Annotated in this window: 19 protein-coding genes; 4 read left to right on the forward strand and 15 right to left on the reverse strand. The window is 67.2% G+C overall.

The genetic code is table 11. The features are described 5' to 3' along the window. Positions 1-176: 176 nt before the first annotated feature. From LWW89_RS15280 to LWW89_RS15310, 7 genes are all read right to left on the reverse strand, one after another. Complete coding sequence (locus tag LWW89_RS15280) at positions 177-1,148, reverse strand: TerC family protein (RefSeq protein WP_293265686.1); 972 nt, start codon at positions 1,146-1,148, stop codon at positions 177-179. A gap of 30 nt (positions 1,149-1,178) precedes the next feature. After that, entirely contained in the window at positions 1,179-1,439 is a 261-nt protein-coding gene (locus LWW89_RS15285; RefSeq protein ID WP_293265688.1) for a hypothetical protein, read from the reverse strand. A gap of 322 nt (positions 1,440-1,761) precedes the next feature. Continuing rightward, entirely contained in the window at positions 1,762-2,517 is a 756-nt protein-coding gene (locus LWW89_RS15290) for a UDP-2,3-diacylglucosamine diphosphatase (protein WP_293265690.1), read from the reverse strand. Between the two features lie 102 nt (positions 2,518-2,619). Next, positions 2,620-3,111: a peptidylprolyl isomerase gene (locus LWW89_RS15295; RefSeq protein ID WP_293265691.1), complete on the reverse strand. Its 492-nt coding sequence runs from the start codon at positions 3,109-3,111 to the stop codon at positions 2,620-2,622. A gap of 103 nt (positions 3,112-3,214) precedes the next feature. Further along, positions 3,215-3,799 carry a peptidylprolyl isomerase gene (locus tag LWW89_RS15300; protein ID WP_293265693.1) on the reverse strand — a complete coding sequence of 195 codons (585 nt, stop codon included), beginning with the start codon at positions 3,797-3,799 and terminating at the stop codon, positions 3,215-3,217. Positions 3,800-3,900: 101 nt separating this feature from the next. After that, positions 3,901-5,232, reverse strand: coding sequence for a L,D-transpeptidase family protein (locus LWW89_RS15305; protein ID WP_293265694.1), 1,332 nt, complete (start codon positions 5,230-5,232; stop codon positions 3,901-3,903). Continuing rightward, on the reverse strand, positions 5,232-6,449 hold the full coding sequence (locus LWW89_RS15310) for a tetratricopeptide repeat protein (RefSeq protein ID WP_293265695.1): 1,218 nt from the start codon (positions 6,447-6,449) through the stop codon (positions 5,232-5,234). The genes LWW89_RS15305 and LWW89_RS15310 overlap by 1 nt, the downstream gene beginning before the upstream one ends. A gap of 314 nt (positions 6,450-6,763) precedes the next feature. On the opposite strand from LWW89_RS15310, the gene cysS reads away from it, so the two are divergent. Next, the gene (cysS, locus tag LWW89_RS15315) at positions 6,764-8,152 is read left to right on the forward strand and encodes a cysteine--tRNA ligase (protein WP_293265696.1); all 1,389 of its coding nucleotides are present in this window, start codon (positions 6,764-6,766) and stop codon (positions 8,150-8,152) included. Between the two features lie 91 nt (positions 8,153-8,243). Here the strand turns inward: cysS and LWW89_RS15320 are convergent, their stop codons facing one another. Both LWW89_RS15320 and LWW89_RS15325 read right to left on the reverse strand, forming a co-directional pair. Next, positions 8,244-9,401, reverse strand: coding sequence for an ABC transporter substrate-binding protein (locus LWW89_RS15320; RefSeq protein ID WP_293265698.1), 1,158 nt, complete (start codon positions 9,399-9,401; stop codon positions 8,244-8,246). A 303-nt stretch (positions 9,402-9,704) separates the two neighbouring features. After that, complete coding sequence (locus tag LWW89_RS15325) at positions 9,705-10,844, reverse strand: ABC transporter substrate-binding protein (RefSeq protein WP_293265700.1); 1,140 nt, start codon at positions 10,842-10,844, stop codon at positions 9,705-9,707. Between the two features lie 236 nt (positions 10,845-11,080). Between LWW89_RS15325 and LWW89_RS15330 the strand changes: the two genes are divergently transcribed. Continuing rightward, positions 11,081-12,427 carry an MgtC/SapB family protein gene (locus tag LWW89_RS15330; RefSeq protein ID WP_293265702.1) on the forward strand — a complete coding sequence of 449 codons (1,347 nt, stop codon included), beginning with the start codon at positions 11,081-11,083 and terminating at the stop codon, positions 12,425-12,427. 60 nt (positions 12,428-12,487) lie between these two features. On the opposite strand, the gene dnaJ is transcribed toward LWW89_RS15330, so the two are convergent. From dnaJ to grpE, 3 genes are all read right to left on the reverse strand, one after another. Then, entirely contained in the window at positions 12,488-13,621 is a 1,134-nt protein-coding gene (dnaJ, locus tag LWW89_RS15335) for a molecular chaperone DnaJ (RefSeq protein WP_293265704.1), read from the reverse strand. 124 nt (positions 13,622-13,745) lie between these two features. After that, positions 13,746-15,686, reverse strand: a complete 1,941-nt coding sequence (gene dnaK / locus LWW89_RS15340) for a molecular chaperone DnaK (protein WP_293265706.1) — start codon at positions 15,684-15,686, stop codon at positions 13,746-13,748. A gap of 132 nt (positions 15,687-15,818) precedes the next feature. Next, positions 15,819-16,388 carry a nucleotide exchange factor GrpE gene (gene grpE, locus LWW89_RS15345; protein ID WP_293265708.1) on the reverse strand — a complete coding sequence of 190 codons (570 nt, stop codon included), beginning with the start codon at positions 16,386-16,388 and terminating at the stop codon, positions 15,819-15,821. 226 nt (positions 16,389-16,614) lie between these two features. Here grpE and LWW89_RS15350 point away from each other — a divergent pair, with 226 nt between their 5' ends. Together LWW89_RS15350 and LWW89_RS15355 are read left to right on the forward strand one after the other, a co-directional pair. After that, positions 16,615-17,958, forward strand: coding sequence for a serine/threonine-protein kinase (locus tag LWW89_RS15350; protein WP_293265710.1), 1,344 nt, complete (start codon positions 16,615-16,617; stop codon positions 17,956-17,958). Positions 17,959-18,209: 251 nt separating this feature from the next. Beyond that, on the forward strand, positions 18,210-18,431 hold the full coding sequence (locus LWW89_RS15355) for a hypothetical protein (RefSeq protein WP_293265712.1): 222 nt from the start codon (positions 18,210-18,212) through the stop codon (positions 18,429-18,431). Between the two features lie 65 nt (positions 18,432-18,496). Here the strand turns inward: LWW89_RS15355 and LWW89_RS15360 are convergent, their stop codons facing one another. The 3 genes from LWW89_RS15360 to hemH form a co-directional block, all read right to left on the reverse strand. Continuing rightward, positions 18,497-20,116 carry a methyl-accepting chemotaxis protein gene (locus tag LWW89_RS15360; protein WP_293265714.1) on the reverse strand — a complete coding sequence of 540 codons (1,620 nt, stop codon included), beginning with the start codon at positions 20,114-20,116 and terminating at the stop codon, positions 18,497-18,499. Positions 20,117-20,227: 111 nt separating this feature from the next. Then, the gene (locus tag LWW89_RS15365; RefSeq protein WP_293265716.1) at positions 20,228-21,343 is read right to left on the reverse strand and encodes a VCBS repeat-containing protein; all 1,116 of its coding nucleotides are present in this window, start codon (positions 21,341-21,343) and stop codon (positions 20,228-20,230) included. A 175-nt stretch (positions 21,344-21,518) separates the two neighbouring features. After that, positions 21,519-22,631, reverse strand: coding sequence for a ferrochelatase (hemH, locus tag LWW89_RS15370; protein WP_293265718.1), 1,113 nt, complete (start codon positions 22,629-22,631; stop codon positions 21,519-21,521). Positions 22,632-22,664: the final 33 nt, after the last annotated feature.

Raw genomic sequence — 22,664 nt, forward strand, 5'->3', positions numbered from 1 at the left:
CGCCGACACCTCCCCGGGCCGGCTGCGCTGCTCGGCGGGGGTGAAGGGGGGAGGGGGCCGTGCCGACGTTGAGGTGGTGGTGCTTAGTGGCTCACCGTCAGGCGAAGCACGGCGGTGCCAGTCGCCACGGCGTGGGGGGAAGGGGCGCTCAACAAGAGGCCCCCAATCCACGCGGCTCAGTCCCGGTGACCGGAACCGTGTGCCTTGGCTGGAAAGAGCAGGCTGGCGACGATGGACAGTACCAGCAGCAGGCCTACTGCCCCCAGGGAGAGGGCCACCGGCATGTGGAAGAAATCCACGATCAGCATCTTCACGCCGATGAAGGCGAGCACCGCGGCCAGGCCGTACTTGAGCAGGTGGAAGCGGGCGGCCATGTCGGCGAGCAGGAAGTACAGCGCCCGCAGGCCGAGGATGGCGAAGATGTTGGAGGTCATGACGATGAACGGGTCGGTGGTGATGGCGAAGATGGCCGGGATCGAATCCACGGCGAAGATCACGTCGGTGATGCCGATCAGCACCACCACCACGAACAGGGGCGTGAACCAGCGCTCGCCGTTCTTGGTCACCGCCAGCTTGGCGCCGTCGTACTGGGGCAGCAGCTTGAGGTGGCCGCGCATCCAGCGCAGCACCGGGTTTTTCTCCAGGTCCGGCTCGTGCTCGCCGCCGAAGGCCATCTTGGCGCCGGTGAACAGCAGGAAGGCGCCGAACACGTAGAGAATCCAGCTGAACCGGGCGATCAGCCAGGCGCCCACCAGGATCATGATGGCGCGCAGCACCACCGCGCCGATGACGCCCAGGATGAGGGCCTTCTTCTGCTGCTCCGCCGGAACGGCGAAGGCGGTGAACAGCATGAGGAAGACGAAAATGTTGTCCACCGACAGGGATTTTTCGATCAGGTAGCCGGTGAGGAATTCGCCGGCCTTCTGGTTGGCCAGCTCCCGCCCGCCGTGGGTGTCCAGCCAGAACCAGAGGAAGGCGCAGAAGGCCAGGGCCAGGCCCACCCATAGGGCCGACCAGGCCAGGGCCTGCTTGACCGTGACCGCCCGGGCGCCCTTGCGCTCCACGGCCAGCAGGTCCACCAGGATGGCGACAATGACGAAGACGATGAAGCCGCTCCACCACCAGATATTGCCGATGCTTGTTTCCATGATCGGGTTCTCGTGTTTTTGTTGAAAGGGTTACCAGAAGGCGCGGGGATCGTCCACGCGGCGGGCGTCGCCGTCGATGGTGCGGCCCCTAGGGGCGGCGCCGCTGCGGTTGCCGGCCCGGGCGCGGGCCATGGCGGGTTCGAAGGGCGAGGTGGGAGCGCCGTGCGGAGCGGCGGCCGGGGCAAGCCGGCGCAGCAGGGCGGCGATCAGCGTGGAGGCGAGTTTGCCGGCCAGGCGCAGGGAGGCGCGGGCGAGGGAGGTGCGCAGGCGGCGCAGGAGGGGGGATAGCATGGAGCGTCCTTTCGCAAGTGAGTCGGTGCGACCCCCGCCGGCCTGGGATCGGGTGATCCGTGTGGTCAACGAAAAAGACCTTTGCCGGGCGGCAAAGGTCTCGCTTGCGAAAGGCTGGTGGCGGGGCGCTCGGTGCGCCGCGGTCAAGAGCCGGGATTCGCCCGCCGGGCCGGGCGCCTGCGGGACAGGCGCCGTATTGACGACATCGGCGGTACAGCTACTCCCCTTTGTGGGTTGCGGGGCTTACTGTACGGGCCAGCGGCGCGGCGGTCAAGTCCGGGTCAGTTTGCGCGGCGGTGGGGCGGGATTGGCGGGATTGGCCTCAGGCGCCCAGTTGCAGTGGGTGGCGGGCCAGGGCTTCGCCGTCCCAGGTCAGGTACTCGCCCCGGGCCACGCCATCGGCCTCGTGCCAGTCGGCCAGCACCCAGCGTTGGGTGTGGATGCCGTCCACGATGTGGTCGTGGGTGGCGGGGCGGTGGGTGTGGCCGTGGATCACCGTGGCATAGCCGTGGCTGCGGATGAAGTCGTCGGTGGCGCCCGGGTTCACGTCCATCAGGTACTCGGCGCTGGTGCCGGCTTTTTCCGCCTTGCCGGCTTCGCTCTGGGCGCGCAGCCCCATGGCGATGGCAATGCGCTCCTGCAACGGCTTGGCCAGGAAGGCGGCCTGCCATTGCGGGTTGCGTACCTGGGCGCGGAAGGCCTGGTAGGGCAGGTCGTCGGTGCACAGGGCGTCGCCGTGGGTGAGGACGAACTGCCATTCCGGGGTGGACAGCACGTAGGGATCGGGCAGCAGGGTCACGCCGGTTTCCGCGGCGAAGGCTTCGCCCACCAGAAAGTCCCGGTTGCCGTGGAGGAAGGAAATAGCTAGGCCGGCATCACTGGCCTCGCGCAGCCAGGTTTTAACTTGACGGCTGACCGGGTCCACGCCGCCATCGTCGCCGACCCAGGCTTCGAAGAAGTCGCCCAGGATGAACAGGCGCTCGGCCTGCCGCGCCGGGCCGTTCAGGTAGTCGCCGAAGAGGCGGACCAGGCCGGGGGTGGCGGGGGAGAGGTGCAGGTCGGAGATGAAGTGGAGCATGGCGGCGGATGCGGGGTCGGGTAGTTGGGGGTTCGGATGGAAAAACGCTCCCGGCCGAGTGCCTCGGGGCGGGAGCGTCGCGCCTTGCGGGAAAGCCGGGGCTTAGACCACTTCGGCCTTGGTGATCACCACGTCTTCCACCGGCACGTCCTGGTGGAAGCCGGAGCGGCCGGTCTTGACGGCCTTGATCTTGTCCACCACGTCGGTGCCTTCGACCACCTTGCCGAACACGGCGTAGCCCCAGCCGTTGGCGTTGGGAGCGGTGTGGTTGAGGAAGTCGTTGTCGGCGACGTTGATGAAGAACTGGGCGGTGGCGGAATGGGGATCGCTGGTGCGAGCCATGGCCAGGGTGTACTTATCGTTCTTCAGGCCGTTCTGGGCTTCGTTCTGGATCGGGGCCTGGGTGGGCTTTTGCTTCATGCCGGGCTCGAAGCCGCCGCCCTGGATCATGAAGCCGTTGATGACGCGGTGGAAGACGGTGTTGTCGTAGTGGCCGGATTCCACGTAGGCGATGAAGTTCTTGGCGGATTCGGGGGCCTTCTCGGCGTCGAGTTCGATGCCGATGACGCCGAAGTTGGTGTGCAGCTTGATCATGGTGGTCCTTTCGGGGTGGGGCGAGCCCGGACCGCTTACGGCCGAGGAGGCATCGCCCCGAGTGGGGTTGGAATTGGTTGGAGCCGGGGGAATCGTGCCGGCGTTATTTCTTGGCCGGCGGGGCGTCTGCGACGGCCGGCAGCACCTTGACCGACTGGATCACCACCGGTTGCAGGGGCACGTCCTGGAAGTAGCCCTTGTTGCCGGTCTGCACCTTGGCGATCTTCTGCACCACGTCCAGGCCCTGGGTCACCTTGCCGAACACGGCGTAGCCCCAGCCGTCGCGGCTCGGGTAGTTGAGGGGAGCGTTGTCCACCAGGTTGATGAAGAACTGGGCGGTGGCGGAGTGGGGGTCGTTGGTGCGGGCCATGGCCAGGGTGCCGACGGTGTTTTTCAGGCCGTTTTTGGCCTCGTTCTCGATCGGCGCCCGGGTCGGTTTCTGGTTCATTTCCGGGGTGAAGCCGCCGCCCTGGATCATGAAACCGTCGATGACGCGGTGGAAGATGGTGCCGTTGTAGAAGCCGTCGTTGGCGTACTGGACGAAGTTGGCCGTCGATTTGGGTGCCTTGTCGGCGTACAGCTCGGCGACGATCTTGCCCTGGTTGGTCTGGATTTCCACCAGGGGGTTGGCGGCCAGGGCGGCCACGGAAACCAGGGTGGCCGCGAGGCCAAGCAGGATGCGCTTCATCGAGGGGGTTCTCCGGAAAGTGAGAAGGGATGCGGTATCTGGCGCGCCCTGCCGGGAGAGCGAGGCGGGGCGCGGGGTTTGGGACAGGGAGCGGGCGGCGGTCAGGCCGCGCCTTCGTAGATGATCTTCCAGGCCCCGTCCTCGCGAATCCAGTACTGGCGCTTGCGCGAGGCTTGGTTCACGTTGTTGCTGCGGTAGTCCTGGGCGAAGGTCACCACCACCATCTCGTCCTTGCCCGGGTTGCGGAACATGGAGACGTTGGAAATGCCGACCTTGATCCATTCCTTGGCGCCGTTGACCTGGCGCTTTTGCTGGGCGAAGGCGGCGTAGTTCTGCCCGTCGCCCTGGAAGCGGCGCGAATAGTGGCGCAGGAAGCGGTCGGTGTCGCGGCTTTCCCAGTCGTTGCGCCAGGATTCGATGGTGCGGTTGAGTTCGGCCCGTTCCTTGGCCCAGTCGTCGATGGAGGTCCATTCGATGGAGGGGCTGATGATCACCGGGGTCAGGCCGATCTGGAGATTCTTGGCCAACTGGTTGAGGTCGGTGTTGGCCAGCACCACGCAACCGTCGGACGCCTTGGGCGGACGGGAGAAGGTGTCGGACGGCGTGCCGTGCAGCCAGATGCCGTGACCGCTCTTGCCGTTGCGCTTGTCCCACTCGTTCGGGTAGTTGATCGGGAAGGCGCCGCTGCCGTAGAAGTCGCCGATCTTGCGTGGCTCCAGGGACGAGGTGACGTGGTACACGCCGATCGGGGTCTTCTTGTCCCCTTCCTTGCTCTTTTCGGCCCCCAGCTTGCCCTGGGTGATGTAGTAGTCGGCGACGAAGTGGGGGCGGCCGGTCTTGGCGTCGTTCTCGTACAGGTAGAGGCGCGACTTCTGGGTGTCCACCACGATGGCGTAGCGCTGGTCCGACTGCAACTGCAGCAGGTAGCGCGGCACCACGTCGGCATTGGGCTTCTGCCGGTAGGCCTTGAGGCGGGCGATGGCCTCCTCGCGCAGGTCGGCCACCTTTTCCGCCGGGGCGTTGTTCAGGGCACCGAAGGCGTTGATCGGCCGGCTGCGGGCCAGCAGCAGGTCGCCCTTGATCAGGTTGGCGAGGCGGAAGTTGGGATACTGCTTGAGCAGCACCTCGGTCTGTTCCAGGGCCGTGTCCAGCTTGCGCTGCTCGATGGCGGCGAAGATGCGGTCGAGCATGGGCTCGGGGCCGGAATCGGAATAACTGGGTACCAGCTGGGTCGCCGCGTCCGCCGGCAGGGCCTTGGCCTTGGCGGCGGGCTTGGTCGCGGCCTTCTCGGCACGGGCCGGAGTGGCGTTGGCGACGTGGAACAGGGCGGGGAGGGCCAGCAGGGCGGCACCCAGGAGGGGCGCAGCCAGGGCGCCTGGGGAGGCCGGGCGCCGGGGGCGAGACATGTTGCGGACTACCGGGGGGGAAAACATCAGCTACCTACGCGCTCCTGCTGGATCAGCCAGCGACTGCCGGATTTGCTCAGGACCAGCACCTTGCTGGCCGACGACTTGAGGTTGGCCGACTTGTAGTTCTGGCGGAAGCGGACCGTGGCCTTGTCGCCCTGGAAGGATACCTTCAGGTCCTCCACGCCGACCTGGATGGTGCCGGGCTTGGTGATGCGGCTGGACCGTTCGGCTTCCCAGTCCTTGCGCTTCTGCCCGCCGGGCACCTGGAAGTCGGGGGCGTAGGCGGCCAGGTAAGCCTTCACGTCCTTGCGGCTCCAGGCGTTGGCCCAGGCCTGGACGGCCTTGTGCACCCCGGCTTCGTCGCCACTGGCCTTGGCCTCGTCGGCCTTCTTCTCTTCGGCCTTGGGCGCGGGCTTGGCTTCGGCGGCCTTTTCAACCTTCTCTGCCTTCTCCGGCTTTTCCGCCGGCGCGGGCTTTTCCACGACCTTGGGCGGCGGCGCCACCGGGGCCGGCGCGGCGGCGGGCTTGGCCGGTTCGGCGCGGGCCACCACGGTGGGGGCTGCGCCGGTGGTGGCGGAAACGGCGGGGGCCGGCGCAGGCGTGGGCGCGGCGGCCGCGGCCGCGGGGCGGCTGCCCGGGCGGCCGGAGACGCTGATCAGTTCCCGGATCAGGGACAGCTTGCTCTGGGCGCCGGTGTTGGACGAATCGATCTGCAGGGCCTTGTCGTAGGCCTGGCTGGCCAGCTTGGCGTAGACGTCGCCCAGGTTCTCGTGGGCGGTGGCGTAGGCCGGATGGGTGCGGATGGCCATTTCCAGGGCGGTGCGGGCCTTGTCGTACTGCTTCTGCTGGGCGTACAGCACCGCCAGGTTGTTGTAGGGCTCGGGCAGTTCCGGGTAATCCTCGGTGAGGCGCTGGAAGACGACGATGGCGTCCGCCGGGCGGTTCAGCTCGGTGAGGATCAGGCCCTTGGTGAAGCGGCCCTGGGCGTCCTTGGGACGGGTGGCGATGTAGGCATCGACGCGCTCCAGGGCCTGGGGGTACTGGCCTTGCTTGATGAGGCGCTGGATCTCCGGCAGCGAATCGGCATTCGCCGGGCCGTTGGCCCATGCCTGCGGCATCGCGACCAGGGAAACGGCCAGGGCGATGGAGGTCAGGAGGGGGCGCAGGGCGGCGGCGGGGCGAAGCTGGGAAAAGCGCTGAAGGCCAGTAGTGGCACGGGTTTGCGAGGAGTGGAGGCGCATCGTTGTGCTATACTCGGCGGGTTTCTCGTTGAATGGCTGCCGCAATCGGCAAACGCCCGGGCGCGACGGTCCGGACGCTCGGAAAATCCGGCTGATTTTACCAAGAAAACGTCCGCCCAGGGCGCCCCGGATTGCTGCGGCACGGCGCCGGCGGCCCCAGTTTTTCCGGCGCTCCGGCAGACCCCGGCGCGCCTGCATGCCGGGCAGGCCCAGGTCGCGTCCATTGTTTCGGCCGCCGTTCCCGGGAAACCTCCCCGACGTGCCCCTCCGTGCTCTCCGTTTTTTGCCATGCCTGGCTTTGTTAAGGTCCCTCCATGCTGAAAATCTACAACTCCCTCGCCCGTGAAAAGCAGAACTTTCACCCCATCGAACCTGGCAAGGTGAGGATGTACGTGTGCGGCATGACCGTCTATGACTACTGCCACCTGGGCCACGCCAGGGTGCTGGTGGTGTTCGACATGGTGCGGCGCTGGCTGCGCGCGTCGGGCTACGACGTGACCTACGTGCGCAACATCACCGACATCGACGACAAGATCATCAAGCGGGCGGTGGAGAACGGCGAGACCATCCGCCAGCTCACCGACCGCTTCATCGCCTACATGCACGAGGACGCCGACGCCCTGGGGGTTGAACGTCCCGACCACGAGCCCCGCGCCACCCAGTTCGTGCCCCAGATGCTGTCGATGATCGGCACCCTGGAAGAAAAGGGCCTGGCCTACCAGGCCAGCGGCGGCGACGTGAACTACGCGGTACGCAAGTTTCCCGGCTACGGCAAGCTGTCCGGCAAGTCCCTGGACGATCTGCGCGCCGGCGAACGGGTCGAGGTCCAGGCCGACAGCGGCAAGCACGATCCCCTCGACTTCGTGCTGTGGAAGCACGCCAAGGCCGAGGAACCGGCCGAGGTGAAGTGGGCCTCCCCCTGGGGCGAGGGCCGGCCCGGCTGGCACATCGAGTGCTCGGCGATGAGCTCGTCCCTGCTCGGCAATCACATCGACATCCACGGCGGCGGCCAGGACCTCCAGTTCCCCCACCACGAGAACGAGATCGCCCAGAGCGAGGGGGCCCACGGCCACGGCTTCGTCAATTACTGGATTCACAACGGCTTCGTGCGGGTGGACGACGAGAAGATGTCCAAGTCCCTGGGCAACTTCTTCACCATCCGCCAGGTGCTGGAGCAGTACGACCCGGAAGTGGTGCGCTTCTTCATCCTGCGTGCCCACTACCGTAGCCCGCTGAACTATTCCGACGCCCACCTGGACGATGCCCGGGGCGCCCTGACCCGGCTGTACACCGCCCTGCGCGGCGTCGAGGCAGCCGCCGGCGGGGTGGACTGGAACGAGGCCCACGCCCTGCGCTTCAAGGCCGCCCTGGACGACGACTTCGGCACCGCCGAGGCCATGGCCGTCCTGTTCGATCTGGCCAACGAGCTGAACAAGAGCCGGGACCCGGCCACGGCCCGCCAGTTGAAGGGCCTGGGCGCCGTGCTCGGCCTGTTGCAGCGCGATCCGCTGGAATTCCTGCAAGGCGGCCCGGTGGCCGAGGAAGGCTACGCCGCCGAGCGCATCGAGGCCCTCATCCAGGCCCGTGCCGAGGCCAAGAAGGCGAAGAACTTCGCCGAATCCGACCGTATCCGCGACGAGTTGAAGGTGGCCGGCGTGCTGCTCGAGGACGGCCCCGGCGGCACCACCTGGCGCCGCGCCTGAGGCTGGGCCGCCCGCAACCGGTGGCCGATCCGCAATGAAAAAGGCCCTGCACATGCGGGGCCTTTTTCGTTTGTGCGCCGGGCGGCGGCCGTCACTGGATGAACTGGCCGTCGCCGCGCAGGATCGACAGGTCCACGAAGGCCGAGCCGTTGTGCTGGCCGGGGCGGAAGTCCACGGTGAAATCCCCCAGGTCGAACTGGCGCAGGCTTTCCAGCCCGGCGACGAAGCGGGCGCGGGTGAGGTCCTTGCCGGCGCGGCGCAGCCCTTCCACCAGTACCCGGGCGGCGATGTAGCCTTCGAGGGCGGCGTGGTGGGGCTCGGCGTTGCCTAGGGCATCCCGGTACTGGCGCACCACGCCGCTGCTGCGGCTCCAGGGCGAGGGCACCACCTGGGCGATGACGATGCCAGCAGCACCGCTGCCCAGGTCGCGCCGCAGCAGGGCGGCGCTGGCCACTGACAGGCCGAAGAACTGGGGCGGAGTGCCGGCCTTGCGGTATTCCTTGATCACCGCCGCCGTGCCCTGGCCGGCGGTGGCCAGCACCACCGCCAGCGGATCGGCGGCACGCAGGGCCGTCACCGTGGGGCGGGCGTCCAGGTTGGTGGGGTCGATGGCGGCGATGGCCACGGGCTTGAGCTTGAAGCGGGCCATGGCCTCGTCGAAGCTCTTCTGCCCGGCCCGGCCGAAGTTGTCGTCTTGGTAGGCCAGGGCGATGCGGGTGATGCCCAGGGTGACCAGGTGCTCGACGATCTTGTGCATTTCCCGCCCGTAGCCGGGGCGCAGGTGGAAGAGCAGGGGATTGGGCCGGGCGCGCAGGGCCTCGGCCCCGCTGTAGGGGGCGATGAAGGGGGCCCCGGCCTTTTCCGCCAGGGGCAGGGCGGCCAGGGTCGAGCCGGTGCCGGCGTAGCCGAACAGGGCGAAGGCCTGGCGCTCCTGGAGCAGCTTGCGGGTGTTGTCCTCGGCCCGCTTCGGGTCGTAGCCGTCGTCCAGGGTCGCCAGCGCGATGCGGCGGCCGAACAGCCCGCCCTGGGCATTGACTTGGTCCAGATAGAGGCGGATGCCCCGGGTGTATTGCTCGCCGTTTTCCGCCATGGGCCCGGACAGGACCACCGATTGGCCGATGACGATGGCCTCGGGGCTCACCCCGGGTTCGGCGTGGAGCGGGCCGTGCGCGGCGGCCAGCAGCAGAAGCGAGGCCGCCGTCAGGCGGCGCAGCGCGCGGGATATTCCCGGGGAACGACCATGGACCATGAATGCCTCCTCTGATTCGGATTTGCCAGCACTCGTTCCGGGCAGTTGGCTTGCTGCCGGCCTAATCGTCCAAGTGCGGATCCGTATGACTTTGTAGTTGCCGCCGGGTCGGGGCGGGCTGGAATGTATGGGAGACCATAGTTTGCCAAATTCTTAAATGCAGAACAAATTTTGAAATGAGGAATTTTTTTTGGTGGCTGTTTGGTGGCGTCAGGGCATGAAAAAACCGCCGGGCGGACGTCCGGCGGTTTCGTGGGGGCGAAGGGGGGGCGAAGGGGGGCGAAGGGGGGCGAAGGGGGGCGGTCAGCGCAATACCCGGCCGCCGCTGCCGATCACGGTCAGGTCCACGTAGCGGGAACCGCCGTGGTCCGCGGGGGAGTAGCTGATCCGGTAGCCGCCCAGGTCGTGGTTGCCCAGACTTTCCAGGGTGCTCACCAGCTTTTCCCGGGTCAGGTCCTTGCCCTGCTTGCGCAGGGCTTCCACCATCAGCTTGGCGGTGATGTAGGCCTCGATGCCGTAGTAGGAATACTTGGCCTGCTGCTTGCCCACCAGGCGCTGGTATTCGCGTACCACCGGAGTGGCCTCGTTCCACGGGTAGGGCATCACCTGGGAGATGCCGATGCCTCGGGCGTCGTTGCCCAGCTCGTGCACCAGCATGTCGGCGCCCACCGGCGAGAGGGTCATGAACTGGGGATTCTGGTCGATCTTGCGCATCTGGCGCACGAACTCGGCGGTGGGCTTGTACAGGGTCACCATCACCACCGCCTGGGGGGCTGCCTTGGAAATGGTCTGCACGGCCTTGCTCACGTCCACCGAGTTGCGTTCCACGGTGCCCACGGCGGAGGGGGTCAGCTTGTGTTTCTTGAGGGCGGCCACCACGCCGTCCAGGCCGGATTTGCCGAAGCCGTCGTTCTGGTAGAAGACGGCGATGTTGGTCAGCCCCAGGGACACCAGCTGGGTGACGATGGCCTCGGTTTCCTGGGCGTAGCTGGCGCGCACGTTGAACATGTAGCGGTTCACCGGGGTGCGCAGGGAGTCGGCGCCGGAGATGGTGCCGATCAGGGGCACCTTGGCGGCGGAGAACACCTCCATGGCGGCGGTGGTCGGCGACGAGCCGTAGAAGCCGATCAGGGCGAAGACCTTCTTGTCGTCGATCAGGCTGCGGGTGTTGGCCACGGCCCGGTCGGTCTCGTAGCCATCGTCCAGGGCCACCAGTTCGAGCTTGCGCCCGCTCACCCCGCCGGCCTTGTTCACCTGGTCGAAGTAGGCCGAGATGGTTTCGCGCATTTCCTGGCCGTAGGCGCCGTTGGGGCCGCTGAAGGGAGACGACATGCCGAGCAGGATGGTGTTGTCGGTGACGCCGGTTTCCGCCACCGCGGCCGGTGCGGCCAGGGTGGCGAGCAGACAGCCGGCGAGGGCCGCCACAGTACGCAGCAGATTCATGATCTTGTCTCCCGAGTGTAATGGACCGCTAATGAATCCCGGGAGGATGGGCGCGGCAGCTGACGCGAAACTTACAGCTATGGCCGCTTCGCCCGGCGTCGGACGAATGGTGGAAAAACCGATCCGGCATGAGCGGGCCAAAAGTGGAACGCGTGCTGAAACATGGTTGTAATATTTTTCGATAGCACGGGAATCGTTTTCGGGAGCAAGCAAAACCACAACAAGGAGGAGCGGAGATGCTCGAACAATCCCTGGCGCTGCCCAACGCGGAATGGCCGTACTTCCAGATACTCATCCGCCTGGTGCTCAGCCTGGCCCTGGGGCTGCTGATCGGATTGGAGCGGGAGCGGCGCAAGAAGGAGGCGGGGCTGCGCACCTTCGGCTTCATCTGCCTGCTCGGCGCCCTGGGCGGTTCCCTGGGGCCGGCCTTCGCCCTGGTGATCCTGCTGCTCACCGGCATGTTGGCCGTGTTCCTCAACGTACAGACCCTGCGCGCCGGCCAGGGTACCGAGCTGACCACCTCGGCGGCGATGCTGGTGACGGCGGTGGCCGGCATCCTGTGCGGCCAGGGGCACACCATCTCGCCGGCGGCGGTGATGGTCATCGCCACCGCCCTTCTGGCCTGGAAGGAACGGCTGGCGGGCTTTTCCATGGGGCTCACCGAGAGCGAGCTGCGCTCCGCCCTGTTGCTGGCCATCCTGGCCATCGTCATCTATCCGGCCCTGCCGGTCGGTGCGGTGGGGCCTTGGCACCTGGTGGAGCCCCGGGCGGCCTGGGTGACGGTGATTCTGATCGCCGGCATCGGCTTCGTGAACTACGTGCTGTGGAAGGTCTACGGCACCCGGGGCACCGAGCTCTCGGGTTTTCTCGGTGGGCTGGTGAACAGCAATTTCACGGTGATCGAGCTGTCCTCCCGCATCGGCCAGGGGGCCGAGGCCCTGGTGCCGCCCACCTATCGCAGCATCCTGCTGGCCACCACGGCCATGATTGCGCGCAACGCCAGCCTGCTGCTGATCCTGGCACCCATCACCCTGCTCGGTTCTTTCGCTCCCTTCGCCCTGATGATGGCCACCAGCCTGTTGCTGGTGGTGTGGAGCTACTACCGGCGGGCCCCGGCGGAAGCGGCGGCGGTGGCCGAGATCAACCTGGACCTGCCGTTCTCCCTGCCCCAGGCCCTCAAGTACGGCGCAGTGTTCCTGCTGCTGCACATCGTCGGCGGGGTCACCCAGCGCCAGTTCGGCGACGTGGGCTTCTATTTCGTCAGCGTGGTCGGCGGGCTGATGTCCAGCGCCAGTGCCGTGGCCGCTGCCGCCGCCCTGGCCGCCCAAGGGAGCCTGTCGCCCACGGTGGCGGGGACCGGGGCCGTGCTGGCCTCGTTCACCAGCATTGTCTTCAGCCTTTCCTTTGTGCTGCGCACCCGCAGCCGGGGGCTGATCGGCCGGCTGGCCGGAGCCATGGCCTGCATCGCCCTGGCGGGATTGGCCGGGGTGGCCGCGAGCCAGGCCGTTCAGCCCTGGGTGGCCCAGTGGCTGCCCGACCTGGCCGAACTCCAGGCCCACGGGGCGGCGTTGCCCGAACGGTGACGAAAAAAAACCGGCCTCGAAAGGCCGGTTTTTCGGATGGGCGCGGGACGCCAAAGCGGGTCACTCGCTGAAGAACGCCTTGACCTTGTCCATCCACGACTTGGTGCGCGGATTGTGCTTGTCGCCGCCTTCGCCCATGGTCCCTTCGAACTCCTTGAGCAGTTCCTTCTGCTTGTCGGTCAGGTTCACCGGGGTTTCCACCACCACATGGCACATCAGGTCGCCGTGGGCGTGGCTGCGCACCCCCTTGATGCCCTTGCCGCGCAGGCGGAACACCTTGCCGGTCTGGGTCTCGGCGGGAATCTTGATCTTGGCCGCCCCGTCCAGGGTGGGGATCTCGATTTCGCCGCCCAAGGCCGCGGTGGTGAACGAGATCGGCATTTCGCAATGCAGGTCGTCGTGGTCGCGCTGGAACACCGGGTGGGCCTTGAGGTGGATCTGCACGTACAGATCCCCGGGGGGGCCGCCGTTCACGCCGTGCTCGCCCTCGCCGGAGAGGCGGATGCGGTCGCCCTCGTCCACGCCGGCGGGGATTTTCACCGCCAGGGTCTTGTGCTTCTTCACCCGGCCGGCGCCGTGGCAGTCGTTGCACGGATCGGCGATGTAGCGGCCGGTGCCGTGGCACTTCGGGCAGGTCTGCTGGATGGAGAAGAAGCCCTGCTGCAGGCGGACCTGGCCGCTGCCCTGGCAGGTGGGGCAGGTCTGGGGCTGGGTGCCCTTCTTGGCGCCGGAGCCGTGGCAGGTGTCGCATTCCTCCATGGTGGGAATGCGGATCTTGGTCTCGGTGCCGTGGGCGGCCTGCTCCAGGGATATTTCCAGGTTGTAGCGCAGGTCGGCGCCGCGGTAGATGTTGGAACGGCCACCGCCGCCGCCCCGGCCGCCGCCGAAGATTTCGTCGAAGATGCCGCCGAAGGCATCGCCAAACCCGCCGCCGAAGCCGGCTCCGCCGCCGCCCATGCCGGCCTGGGGATCGACCCCGGCGTGGCCATACTGGTCGTAGGCGGCGCGCTTTTGCGCGTCGGAGAGGATTTCGTAGGCCTCCTTGGCCTCCTTGAATTTTTCTTCCGCCGATTTATCGTCCGGGTTGCGGTCCGGATGGTGCTTCATGGCCAGCTTGCGGTAGGCCTTCTTGATCTCGTCGTCGGACGCATCGCGGTTGACGCCGAGGATCTCGTAAAAATCGCGTTTGGACATGGCTTGTCTGGGCGGTCGTTCCGGGCGGCCTGGGCCGGCCGGCAAGGGTGGGGGAGGAACGGCGAAGGGTGAGGGGGAGGGGAAACCCCTCGCGCCTCACCCTCCTTGCCGCTGCGGATCAGGCTTACTTCTTGTCCTTCACCTCGGTGTATTCGGCGTCCACCACGTCGCCTTCCACCGTCTTTTCCTGCTGGGCGCCGGGCTGGGCACCGGCAGCACCTGCGGCACCCGCTTCACTCTGCTGCTGGGCGTACATCTTTTCGCCCAGTTTCTGGGAGGCGGCTGCCAGGGCCTGGGTCTTGGCTTCGATTTCGGCCTGGTCGCCACCCTTGATCGCGCCTTCGACTTCGCCGATGGCCTTCTCGATGGCTTCCTTCTCGCCGGCATCGAGCTTGTCGCCGTACTCGGTGAGGGACTTCTTCACCATGTGCACCATGGAGTCGGCCTGGTTGCGGGCATCCGCCAGCTCGTGGGCCTTCTTGTCTTCCTCGGCGTGGGCCTCGGCGTCCTTCACCATGCGCTGGATTTCCTCCTCGGACAGACCCGAGTTGGCCTTGATGGTGATCTTGTTCTCCTTGCCGGTGGCCTTGTCCTTGGCGGACACGTGCAGGATACCGTTGGCGTCGATGTCGAAGGTCACCTCGATCTGCGGCGTGCCGCGGGGAGCCGGGGGGATGCCTTCCAGGTTGAACTGGCCCAGGCTCTTGTTGCCGGCGGCCATTTCGCGCTCGCCCTGCAGCACGTGGATGGTCACGGCGCCCTGGTTGTCGTCGGCGGTGGAGAACACCTGGCTGGCCTTGGTCGGGATGGTGGTGTTCTTCTGGATCAGCTTGGTCATGACGCTGCCCAGGGTTTCGATACCCAGGGACAGGGGGGTCACGTCGAGCAGCAGCACGTCCTTGACGTCGCCTTTCAGCACACCGCCCTGGATGGCGGCGCCCACGGCCACGGCCTCGTCCGGGTTCACGTCACGGCGCGGTTCCTGGCCGAAGAACTCCTTCACCTTGTCTTGGACCTTGGGCATGCGGGTCATGCCGCCCACCAGGATCACGTCGTGGATGTCGCTGACCTTGAGGCCCGCATCCTTGAGCGCGGTGGCGCAGGGGGCGATGGTGCGTTCGATCAGGTCGTCCACCAGGGATTCGAGCTTGGCCCGGGTGAGCTTCATGGTCAGGTGCTTCGGGCCGGTGGCCGGGTCGAAGGCGATGAACGGCTCGTTGATCTCGGTCTGCTGGGAGGAGGACAGTTCCTTCTTGGCCTTTTCCGCGGCGGACTTGAGGCGCTGCAGGGCGAGCACGTCCTTGGACAGGTCCACGCCCTGTTCCTTCTTGAACTCGCCGACGATGTAGTCGATCAGGCGCTGGTCGAAGTCTTCGCCGCCCAGGAAGGTGTCGCCATTGGTGGCCAGCACTTCGAACTGCATTTCGCCGTCGATGTCGGCGATTTCGATGATGGAGATGTCGAAGGTGCCGCCGCCCAGGTCATACACGGCGATCTTGGAATCCTTGCCGCCGGCCTTGTCCATGCCGTAGGCCAGGGCGGCCGCGGTGGGCTCGTTGATGATGCGCTTGACTTCCAGGCCGGCGATGCGGCCGGCGTCCTTGGTGGCCTGGCGCTGGCTGTCGTTGAAGTAGGCGGGCACGGTGATGACGGCCTCGGTCACTTCTTCGCCCAGGTAGTCCTCGGCGGTCTTCTTCATCTTGCGCAGCACTTCGGCGGAAATCTGCGGCGGGGCCAGCTTCTGGTCGCGCACTTCGACCCAGGCGTCGCCGTTGTCGGCCTTCATGATCTTGTAGGGCATCAGGTTGATGTCCTTCTGCACTTCCTTCTCTTCGAAGCGGCGGCCGATCAGGCGCTTGACGGCGTACAGGGTGTTCTTGGGGTTGGTGACGGCCTGGCGCTTGGCCGGGTCGCCGCACAGAATCTCGCCTTCCTCGGTGTAGGCGACGATGGAGGGGGTGGTGCGCGCGCCCTCGGAGTTTTCGATGACCTTGGGGGTGCCGCCTTCCATGATGGCGACGCAGGAGTTGGTGGTACCCAGGTCGATACCGATGATCTTGCCCATGTTGCTTCCTTTCAGTGTGGGGCGCGGGCCTGGCGGCAGCGCGCGTTCAATACGAGTCCTTGAACCCTAGATAGGGGCCGGCGGCGGGATTTCAAGCCCGGGCCGGCGAAATTCCGGTGCCGTGCGGCCGGCTCAACCCTGGGCCACGGTCACCATGGCCGGGCGCAGCACCCGGTCGTTGAGCACGTAGCCCTTTTGCAGCACGGTGACCACGGTGTTCGGCTCCTGGTCGGCGGGCACCATGCCCACGGCCTGGTGGCGGTGCGGGTCGAATTTTTCGCCCACCGGGTTCACCTCGGTCACGCCGGCCTTGTCGAAGGCGCTGACCAGCTGCTTGAGGGTCAGCTCCACGCCGGACGCCAGGTTTTCCAGGCTGGCGTTGGCGCCGTTGGCGGCGATGGCCGCTTCCAGGCTGTCCTTCACCGCCACCAGGTCGAGGGAGAACTTCTCCACGGCGAACTTGCCGGCCTTGAGCACTTCCTCGGCGGAGCGGCGGCGGATGTTGTCGGCTTCGGCCACGGCGCGCAGCCAGGCGTCCTGCTTGGCGGCCAGTTCGGTTTCGAGCTCGGCCACCCGGGCGACCAGGGCGGCCGGGTCCAGGGGCTGGGCGGCAGCCTCGGGGGCGGCGCCGGCGGCGTCCACGGCGGAGGAGGAGGTGTCGGCCGCCTGTTGCGGGTCCTGGGGCAGGGGAGTCTCGGACATGGTGCGGTTTCTCCAGACGTCTGAAATGAACAATTGCACTTAGATGGGGCGTCGGCGCTGCCTTTCAAGCCCCGGGCCGGAAAAAAACGGTGGGGCTTCTGCTAGCATGGCCCCTTCGCCCATTTCCCCCATCCACCCATCGCCGCCGGGCCGTCCCGGCGCGTTACGAGGCGCAATCACCGTGGCAGGCGCAGCCAGACAGCCAAAGAATATCGGTCGCTACGAAGTGCTCCGCGAACTGGGCAAGGGGGCCACCGCCACCGTCTACCTGGCCCGGGACCCGCAGGACGGCCGGGAGGTGGCGATCAAGTACGTGCGCTTCGGCGCCAGCGGCGGCGCGGCCCTATCCCGCCGGCTGCTCAAGCTGTTCAAGACCGAGCACGGGGTCGGCCAGCGCCTCGACCATCCCAACATCGTCAAGATCTATGAGGCTGTGGTGGACACCGACGGCCCCACGCCCCTGGCCTACCTGGTGATGGAGTTCGTGGACGGCGCGGCCCTGGACCAGCACATCCACATCGACCGGCTGCTGCCCTTCCACAAGGTGGTGGGGCTGATCTTCAAGTGCTGCCTGGCCCTGGACCACGCTGCCCGGCACGGGGTGGTGCATCGGGACATCAAGCCGGCCAACATCCTGATCGACAAGGAGGGCAACCCGAAGATCACCGACTTCGGCCTGGCCCTCAACCTGCAAAAGAACAAAGACCGGGATTCCACCTTCGTCATGGGGGTGGGCTCTCCCGCCTACATGTCGCCGGAGCAGGTCAAGGGCTACCCGCTCAACCACAAGACCGACCTGTATTCCCTGGGCGTGCTGCTCTTCCAGTTGCTCACCGGGCGCCTGCCCTTCCGCGCCGACAACCCGGCCTCCCTGGTCTACAAGATCGTGAACATGGAGCCGCCCTCGGTGTGCGCCCTCAATCCGGCGATTCCCGCCGGCATGGACCCGATCCTCAAGAAGGCTCTGGAAAAAGACCTCTACAACCGCTACCGCAGCGGCGCCGATTTCGCCAAGGACCTGTCCACGGTGCGCTACCAGATCGTGGACGACGAGGACGACGTGGCCGAGCGCGACCGGCGGCGTTTCGCCGCCTTGCGCGGCCTGTCCTTCTTCCGCCGCTTCGAGGACGTGGAGCTGTGGGAAATCCTGCGCATCTCGACCTGGCAGGAGGTGCCGGCCAAGATCGCCCTGATCCGGGAGCTGACCCTGGACAAGACCTTCGGCGTGGTCGTCTCCGGCCAGGTGGAAGTGTCGTACCAAGGGCGCAGCCTGGCCCGCCTGGGCAGCGGCGAGGTGGTGGGCGAAATGGCCTACCTGGACCCGGAGCAGGGCCCCCGCAGCGCCACGGTGGTGACCCTGGAGCCGACGGTCTTCCTCGAAATCAGCCCGGCGGCCATGGCGCTTTCCTCCGACGAATTGCAGGAGCGCTTCCAGCGCACCATCACCGGCATCCTGATCGGCCGGCTGCGCCAGGCCAACAAGTCCCTGGCCAAGCTCGGCGCGGCGGCGGTGCCCGGCAGCGCTCCCGTTCCCAAGGCTCCGCCGGGGGGATTGGCCCTGCTCGACTGATCGACCGAGGTGTGCGGCGGCGCACCGGAAGTGCCCCGCTGCCTTCCGCCGTCGAGCCCAATCGCCGTTGCGCCGTCACGCCGCCATAAGGCTGTAACACCGGAGCAAAACAATGCCGCTAGAGTTTTCCGGCGGCATTTCCGTTGCCGAGGCACCGCGCCGCGGCCCTCCGGATTGCCACACTGGGTCGACCCGGGCGGGCCGGCCATTTTCACGTCGTTCCCACGTCGCCGAGGTCGCCTGTTCCTCCCATGCAAACGCCGATCCGCCGCAACGGCAAGCTGGCCTTTCTCGCCATCCTCTGGCTGGCGGTGTTTCTGCTCGCCCTGGTCCTGAGCCTGGCCCTCGACCTGGCGGAGCAGGCCCTGCCTCTGAACCCGGTGGTCCGCACCGGGGTGTCCACGGGGATCATCGTGCTGACCTTGAACCTGTTCCTGGTGCCCCGGCTGCGTGCCCTGTTCGGCGAGAGGTAACGGCGAGGGAGGAAAAGCGAAGGGCGCCCGCGGGCGCCCTTCGTCGTTTTGGCCGACGGTCCGGATCAGGTGCGGAAGCGGCCCACCGCGCCTTGCAGCGAATCGGCCAGCCCTTCCAGGGCCTGGGCGGCCTGGGCGGTTTCTTCCACGGCGCCGTTGTTCTCCTCGGCCATGGCGGCGATGGCGGCGATGTTCTCCGCCACTTCACCGCTGACCCGGCGCTGCTGCTCGGTGGCGGCGGCAATGGCATCCAGGCCGTGGCCCACTTCGGTGACCGAGCCGTTGGTGGCCTGGAGGATGCCGGCGACACCTTCCACCGAGTTCTGGCTGGCCGCCAGGTTGGTCAGGCCGGATTCGATGGCGGTGCGCACCTGGACCGACTGGGCCGACAGGCTGTCGGTGATGGCGTCGATCTCACTGGCCGAACGGGACGACTTCTCGGCCAGCTTGCGCACCTCGTCGGCCACCACGGCGAAGCCGCGGCCGGCCTCGCCGGCCCGGGCGGCCTCGATGGCGGCGTTGAGGGCCAGCAGGTTGGTCTGCTCGGCAATGTCCTTCACCTCCTGGGTCATGCGGGTGATGGCCTCGGTGCTGCGCACGAACTCGGTGACGGTGTCGGCCATGGTGCGCACGTTGTGCTCCACGCCTTTCATTTCGCCGAGCAACTGGTTCAGGCTGCGGTTGCCTTCCTCGGCCCGGGCCAGGCTCTCCTGGGATTGCTGCTGGACGTGGCCGGCGCTCTGGGAAATGGACGAGATGCTTTCCACCAGTTGGTCCACCGCGCTGGCGGCATGGACCGACTGCTCGTTCTGGCGGTGGGAGCTGGCCGCCACCCGGCCGGCCGAGTTGGAGAGATCGTGGGCCTTGGCGGACACCTGGGCGGCGGAGGTGCTGACCTGGCGCACCAGCCCGGCGAAGTTTTCCATGAGCTGGTTGAAGACCCCGGCGGCCTCGCCGATCTCGTCCTTGCCCTTGACCCGCAGACGGCGGGTCAGGTCGCCGTCGCCCTCGGCGATGTCGCGCAGGCCCCGGGTGAGCTGGCCGATCGGCTCGGTGACGAAGTGGCGGGTGAACAGGTAGATCACCACCAGCAGGCCGAGCACCACGGCCACGGCGGTGGCGGCGATCTTGACGCCGAAGGTGTTGACCGCCGCATCCACGTCGGAAAGAGAGACCTTCATGCTGACCACGCCGAGCACGGTGCCCTCGGGCACCTGGTGGCACATGATGCAGTTCTTGCCCAGGTAGTTGGTGGAGGCCAGGGTCGGGTTCACCACCCGCAGGTAGCGGCCGTCGCCGTCGTCGCCCACGGCGACGAAGGGCTTGCCGCTGCCCATCACCTGCTTTTCGACCTCATCGAGGGGGCGGGTGGACTTTGTGTCGGGGCCGAACACCTTGGAGACGGCGTCGCCGCGGATCACGTGCAGGTCCTTGATCACCGAGAGCTGCTTGATCTGGTCGAGAAAGACCTCGCGCTGGGCCACGGTGCCGGTGATCATCATGCCGGTCAGGCCGGCCATGGTCATTTCGTGAATGCTCTTGGCGAAGCCTTCCGCCTGGTTGACTGCGGTTTCGCGGGTGACGGCGGTTTCCCACACGATCATTCCGCTCCAGGCGGCCACCAGCACTAGCCAGATGGCCGCGGTGAGACGGACCCAGATGCTCCAATCGGCAATACGCTTCATGACACCCGTTACCTCCCTTGGGCTCGCCCTTGTCGGGGCGGCCTTGTTTTAGTAGGCCGGTGGGACGGATCGGGCCTTGTCCCCCGGCATGGGCGCGCTGCCCGTTTTGGCTCAGGCGGCGACGTCAACCTGTTGAATTGTGCCAGCCGCTCCCGACTCGTGCAAAAACACGCCGGTGGCCCGGATCTGGGCCTGGAGCTGATTGTTCTTGTCCTTGAGGGAAAACGGGGTGGCCTGGCCGGTCACCGACAGGGCGCCGATCCCTTGCTCGGCCAGGGTTTTGAACACCGGGCCGTCGGGCCCCAGGGTCCAGGTGCCGAGGTGCGCGAAGGCCGGGTCGGCCTCGTCGATCCAGCCGTTGCCGTCGGTATCCAAGGCCGCCAGTTCGGTGAAGCCGTCGCCGGTGGTGGGGCCGAAAAGCTCCCGGCCGTCGTTCACCTTGCCGTCGCCGTTGCGGTCGAACACGAGGAAGCCGCTGCCGCTGGAGACGAACGGCAGGCTTCCTTTCTGTCCGTCGCCGTACAGGTCGAAATCGATGCGCAGATCGGAGAGCTGGGCGGCCTGCCCGTTGAAGTTGAGCACCAGCGGGTCCCGCAGCTTGGCATCCCCCAGGCGTAGCCGGGCGTTGTAGGTGGCCTGGAACTCCCGGCTCATGGTCAGGTTGGCGCTGAAGTTGATTTCCTGGCCGTCGGCGGTGCGCACCGTGCCTTGGGCGGAGAACGAGGTGGTCTCGCTTTCGTAGACGCTTTCCGAGTAGTCGTACTCCACGCCGTAGCCCTGTTTCGGCGCGGCTTGCTCCGGCGGCGGCGCCTGGGAGGCGGCGGCCTGGGCGCTGGGGGGCACGGCGGCGGCCTTGAGGTCGCCCAGTTCCCGGGTGCCGACCAGGTGGATCGTCTCGCCGGTGAGCATTTCCACCACGGCCTTGAGGATGCGCAGGCGCGGGTCCAGGTTCTCGTCGTCGGAAAGGTCGATGCCGGATGAGACGGACGAGGCGCTTTGCCCGGAGGCCTCCTTGGCGGACTTGGCCGCGTTGTCCTTTGCCTGGTCCTGCTTCAGGGCGTCCAGCGCCGCGCTGGAAATATTCACCCGCGGCTGGGCGCCCTGGCTGCCGTCGGAAAAGTCGGGGCGCTGGTCGCCGATCCAGGCGCGCAGGTTCTCGCTGACATTGTGGCGGCTTTGGGAGGCATGGCTGGAGCGTTGCTCCAGCTGGGTCTGGGTAATGTGCATGGGGAGCTCCGCGAAGGCTACCCCTGTATTAACGGCACCAGCGGCCAAGGCTGAACCGTGCCGCAAACCCTTTATTGGCACGGGTTTCCAGATGGCATGCCTGGAAACCCGCGCCAGTGCTTGTTCTTCGCGGATGATATTTGGAACGCCGCGCCCCTGGCGGTGTTCCGGCCGGTCAGGCCTTGGCGCCGAGGAGGCGCGCCCGTGCCACCGATTCGGCCAGACCCTGATCGTCCCGGGGCGCCCGGGTAGGCCAGCCTGCCAGTTGGGCCTCGGCCAGGTCGGCCAGGACGGCGATCCAATCGGGTCGCTCGTTGAGGCAGGGCAGGTAGTGGAAAACCTGGCCGCCGGCATTGAGGAAGTCGGCCTTCACCTCCTGGGCGATCTCCTCCAGGGTCTCCAGGCAGTCGGCGACGAAGCCCGGGCACAGCACGTCCACCCGGGCGACCCCTTCCTTGGGCAGGGCGGCCAGGGTCGGGGCAGTGTAGGGCTGGAGCCATTCGGCCTTGCCGAAGCGGGACTGAAAGGTGGTCAGCGCCTGGTGCTCGGGCAGCTCCAGGGCCCGGGCCAGCAGCCGGGCGGTCTTGTGGCACTCGCAGTGGTAGGGGTCGCCCAGGTCCAGGGAGCGCCGCGGCACGCCGTGAAAGCTCATCACCAACCGGTAGGTCTTGTCATTGGCGGCGGGCTTGCCGTGGGCCTGCCAGTGCTCGCGCACGCTGGCGGCCAGGGCGGCGATATAGCCCGGGTCGTCGGCAAAGCTGCGCTGGCTGCGGACCTCGGGCTGGTTGCGCAGGCCGGCGAGCCACTGGCCGGCCTGGTCGAGCACGGTGGCGGTGGTGCTGGCCGAATACTGGGGGTAGGCGGGCAGCAGCAGGATGCGGGTGTGGTTGTCAGCTTTGAGCCGGTCAAGCACCTCGGGCAGGGCCGGGCTACCGTAGCGCATCGCCCAGGTGACGGTGACCCGGTGGCCCCGTTCGCCGAGCAGGCCCTGGAGCAGTTTGGCCTGGCGCTCGGTGTGCACCTTGAGGGGCGAGCCTTCCGGGGTCCAGATGGTGGCGTACTTGGCGGCGGAGTGCTTGGGCCGGGTGTTGAGGATGATGCCGTTGAGGATCGGCCACCACACCGCCGTGGGGATTTCCACCACCCGGGGGTCGGAGAGGAATTCCTTGAGATAGCGGCGCACCGCTTCGGGAGTGGGGGAGTCGGGGGAGCCGAGGTTGACCAGCACCACGGCGGTCTGAGGCGGGGTGCCGTGCTGGAACGGCGGTTCGGGCTGGAAGCGGGGCATGGGTCCTGAGACGGTGTGTCGCTGTCGCGTTGT

It is taken from the genome of Oryzomicrobium sp. (assembly GCF_021287045.1).
In the GTDB taxonomy this organism is placed as follows: domain Bacteria; phylum Pseudomonadota; class Gammaproteobacteria; order Burkholderiales; family Rhodocyclaceae; genus Oryzomicrobium.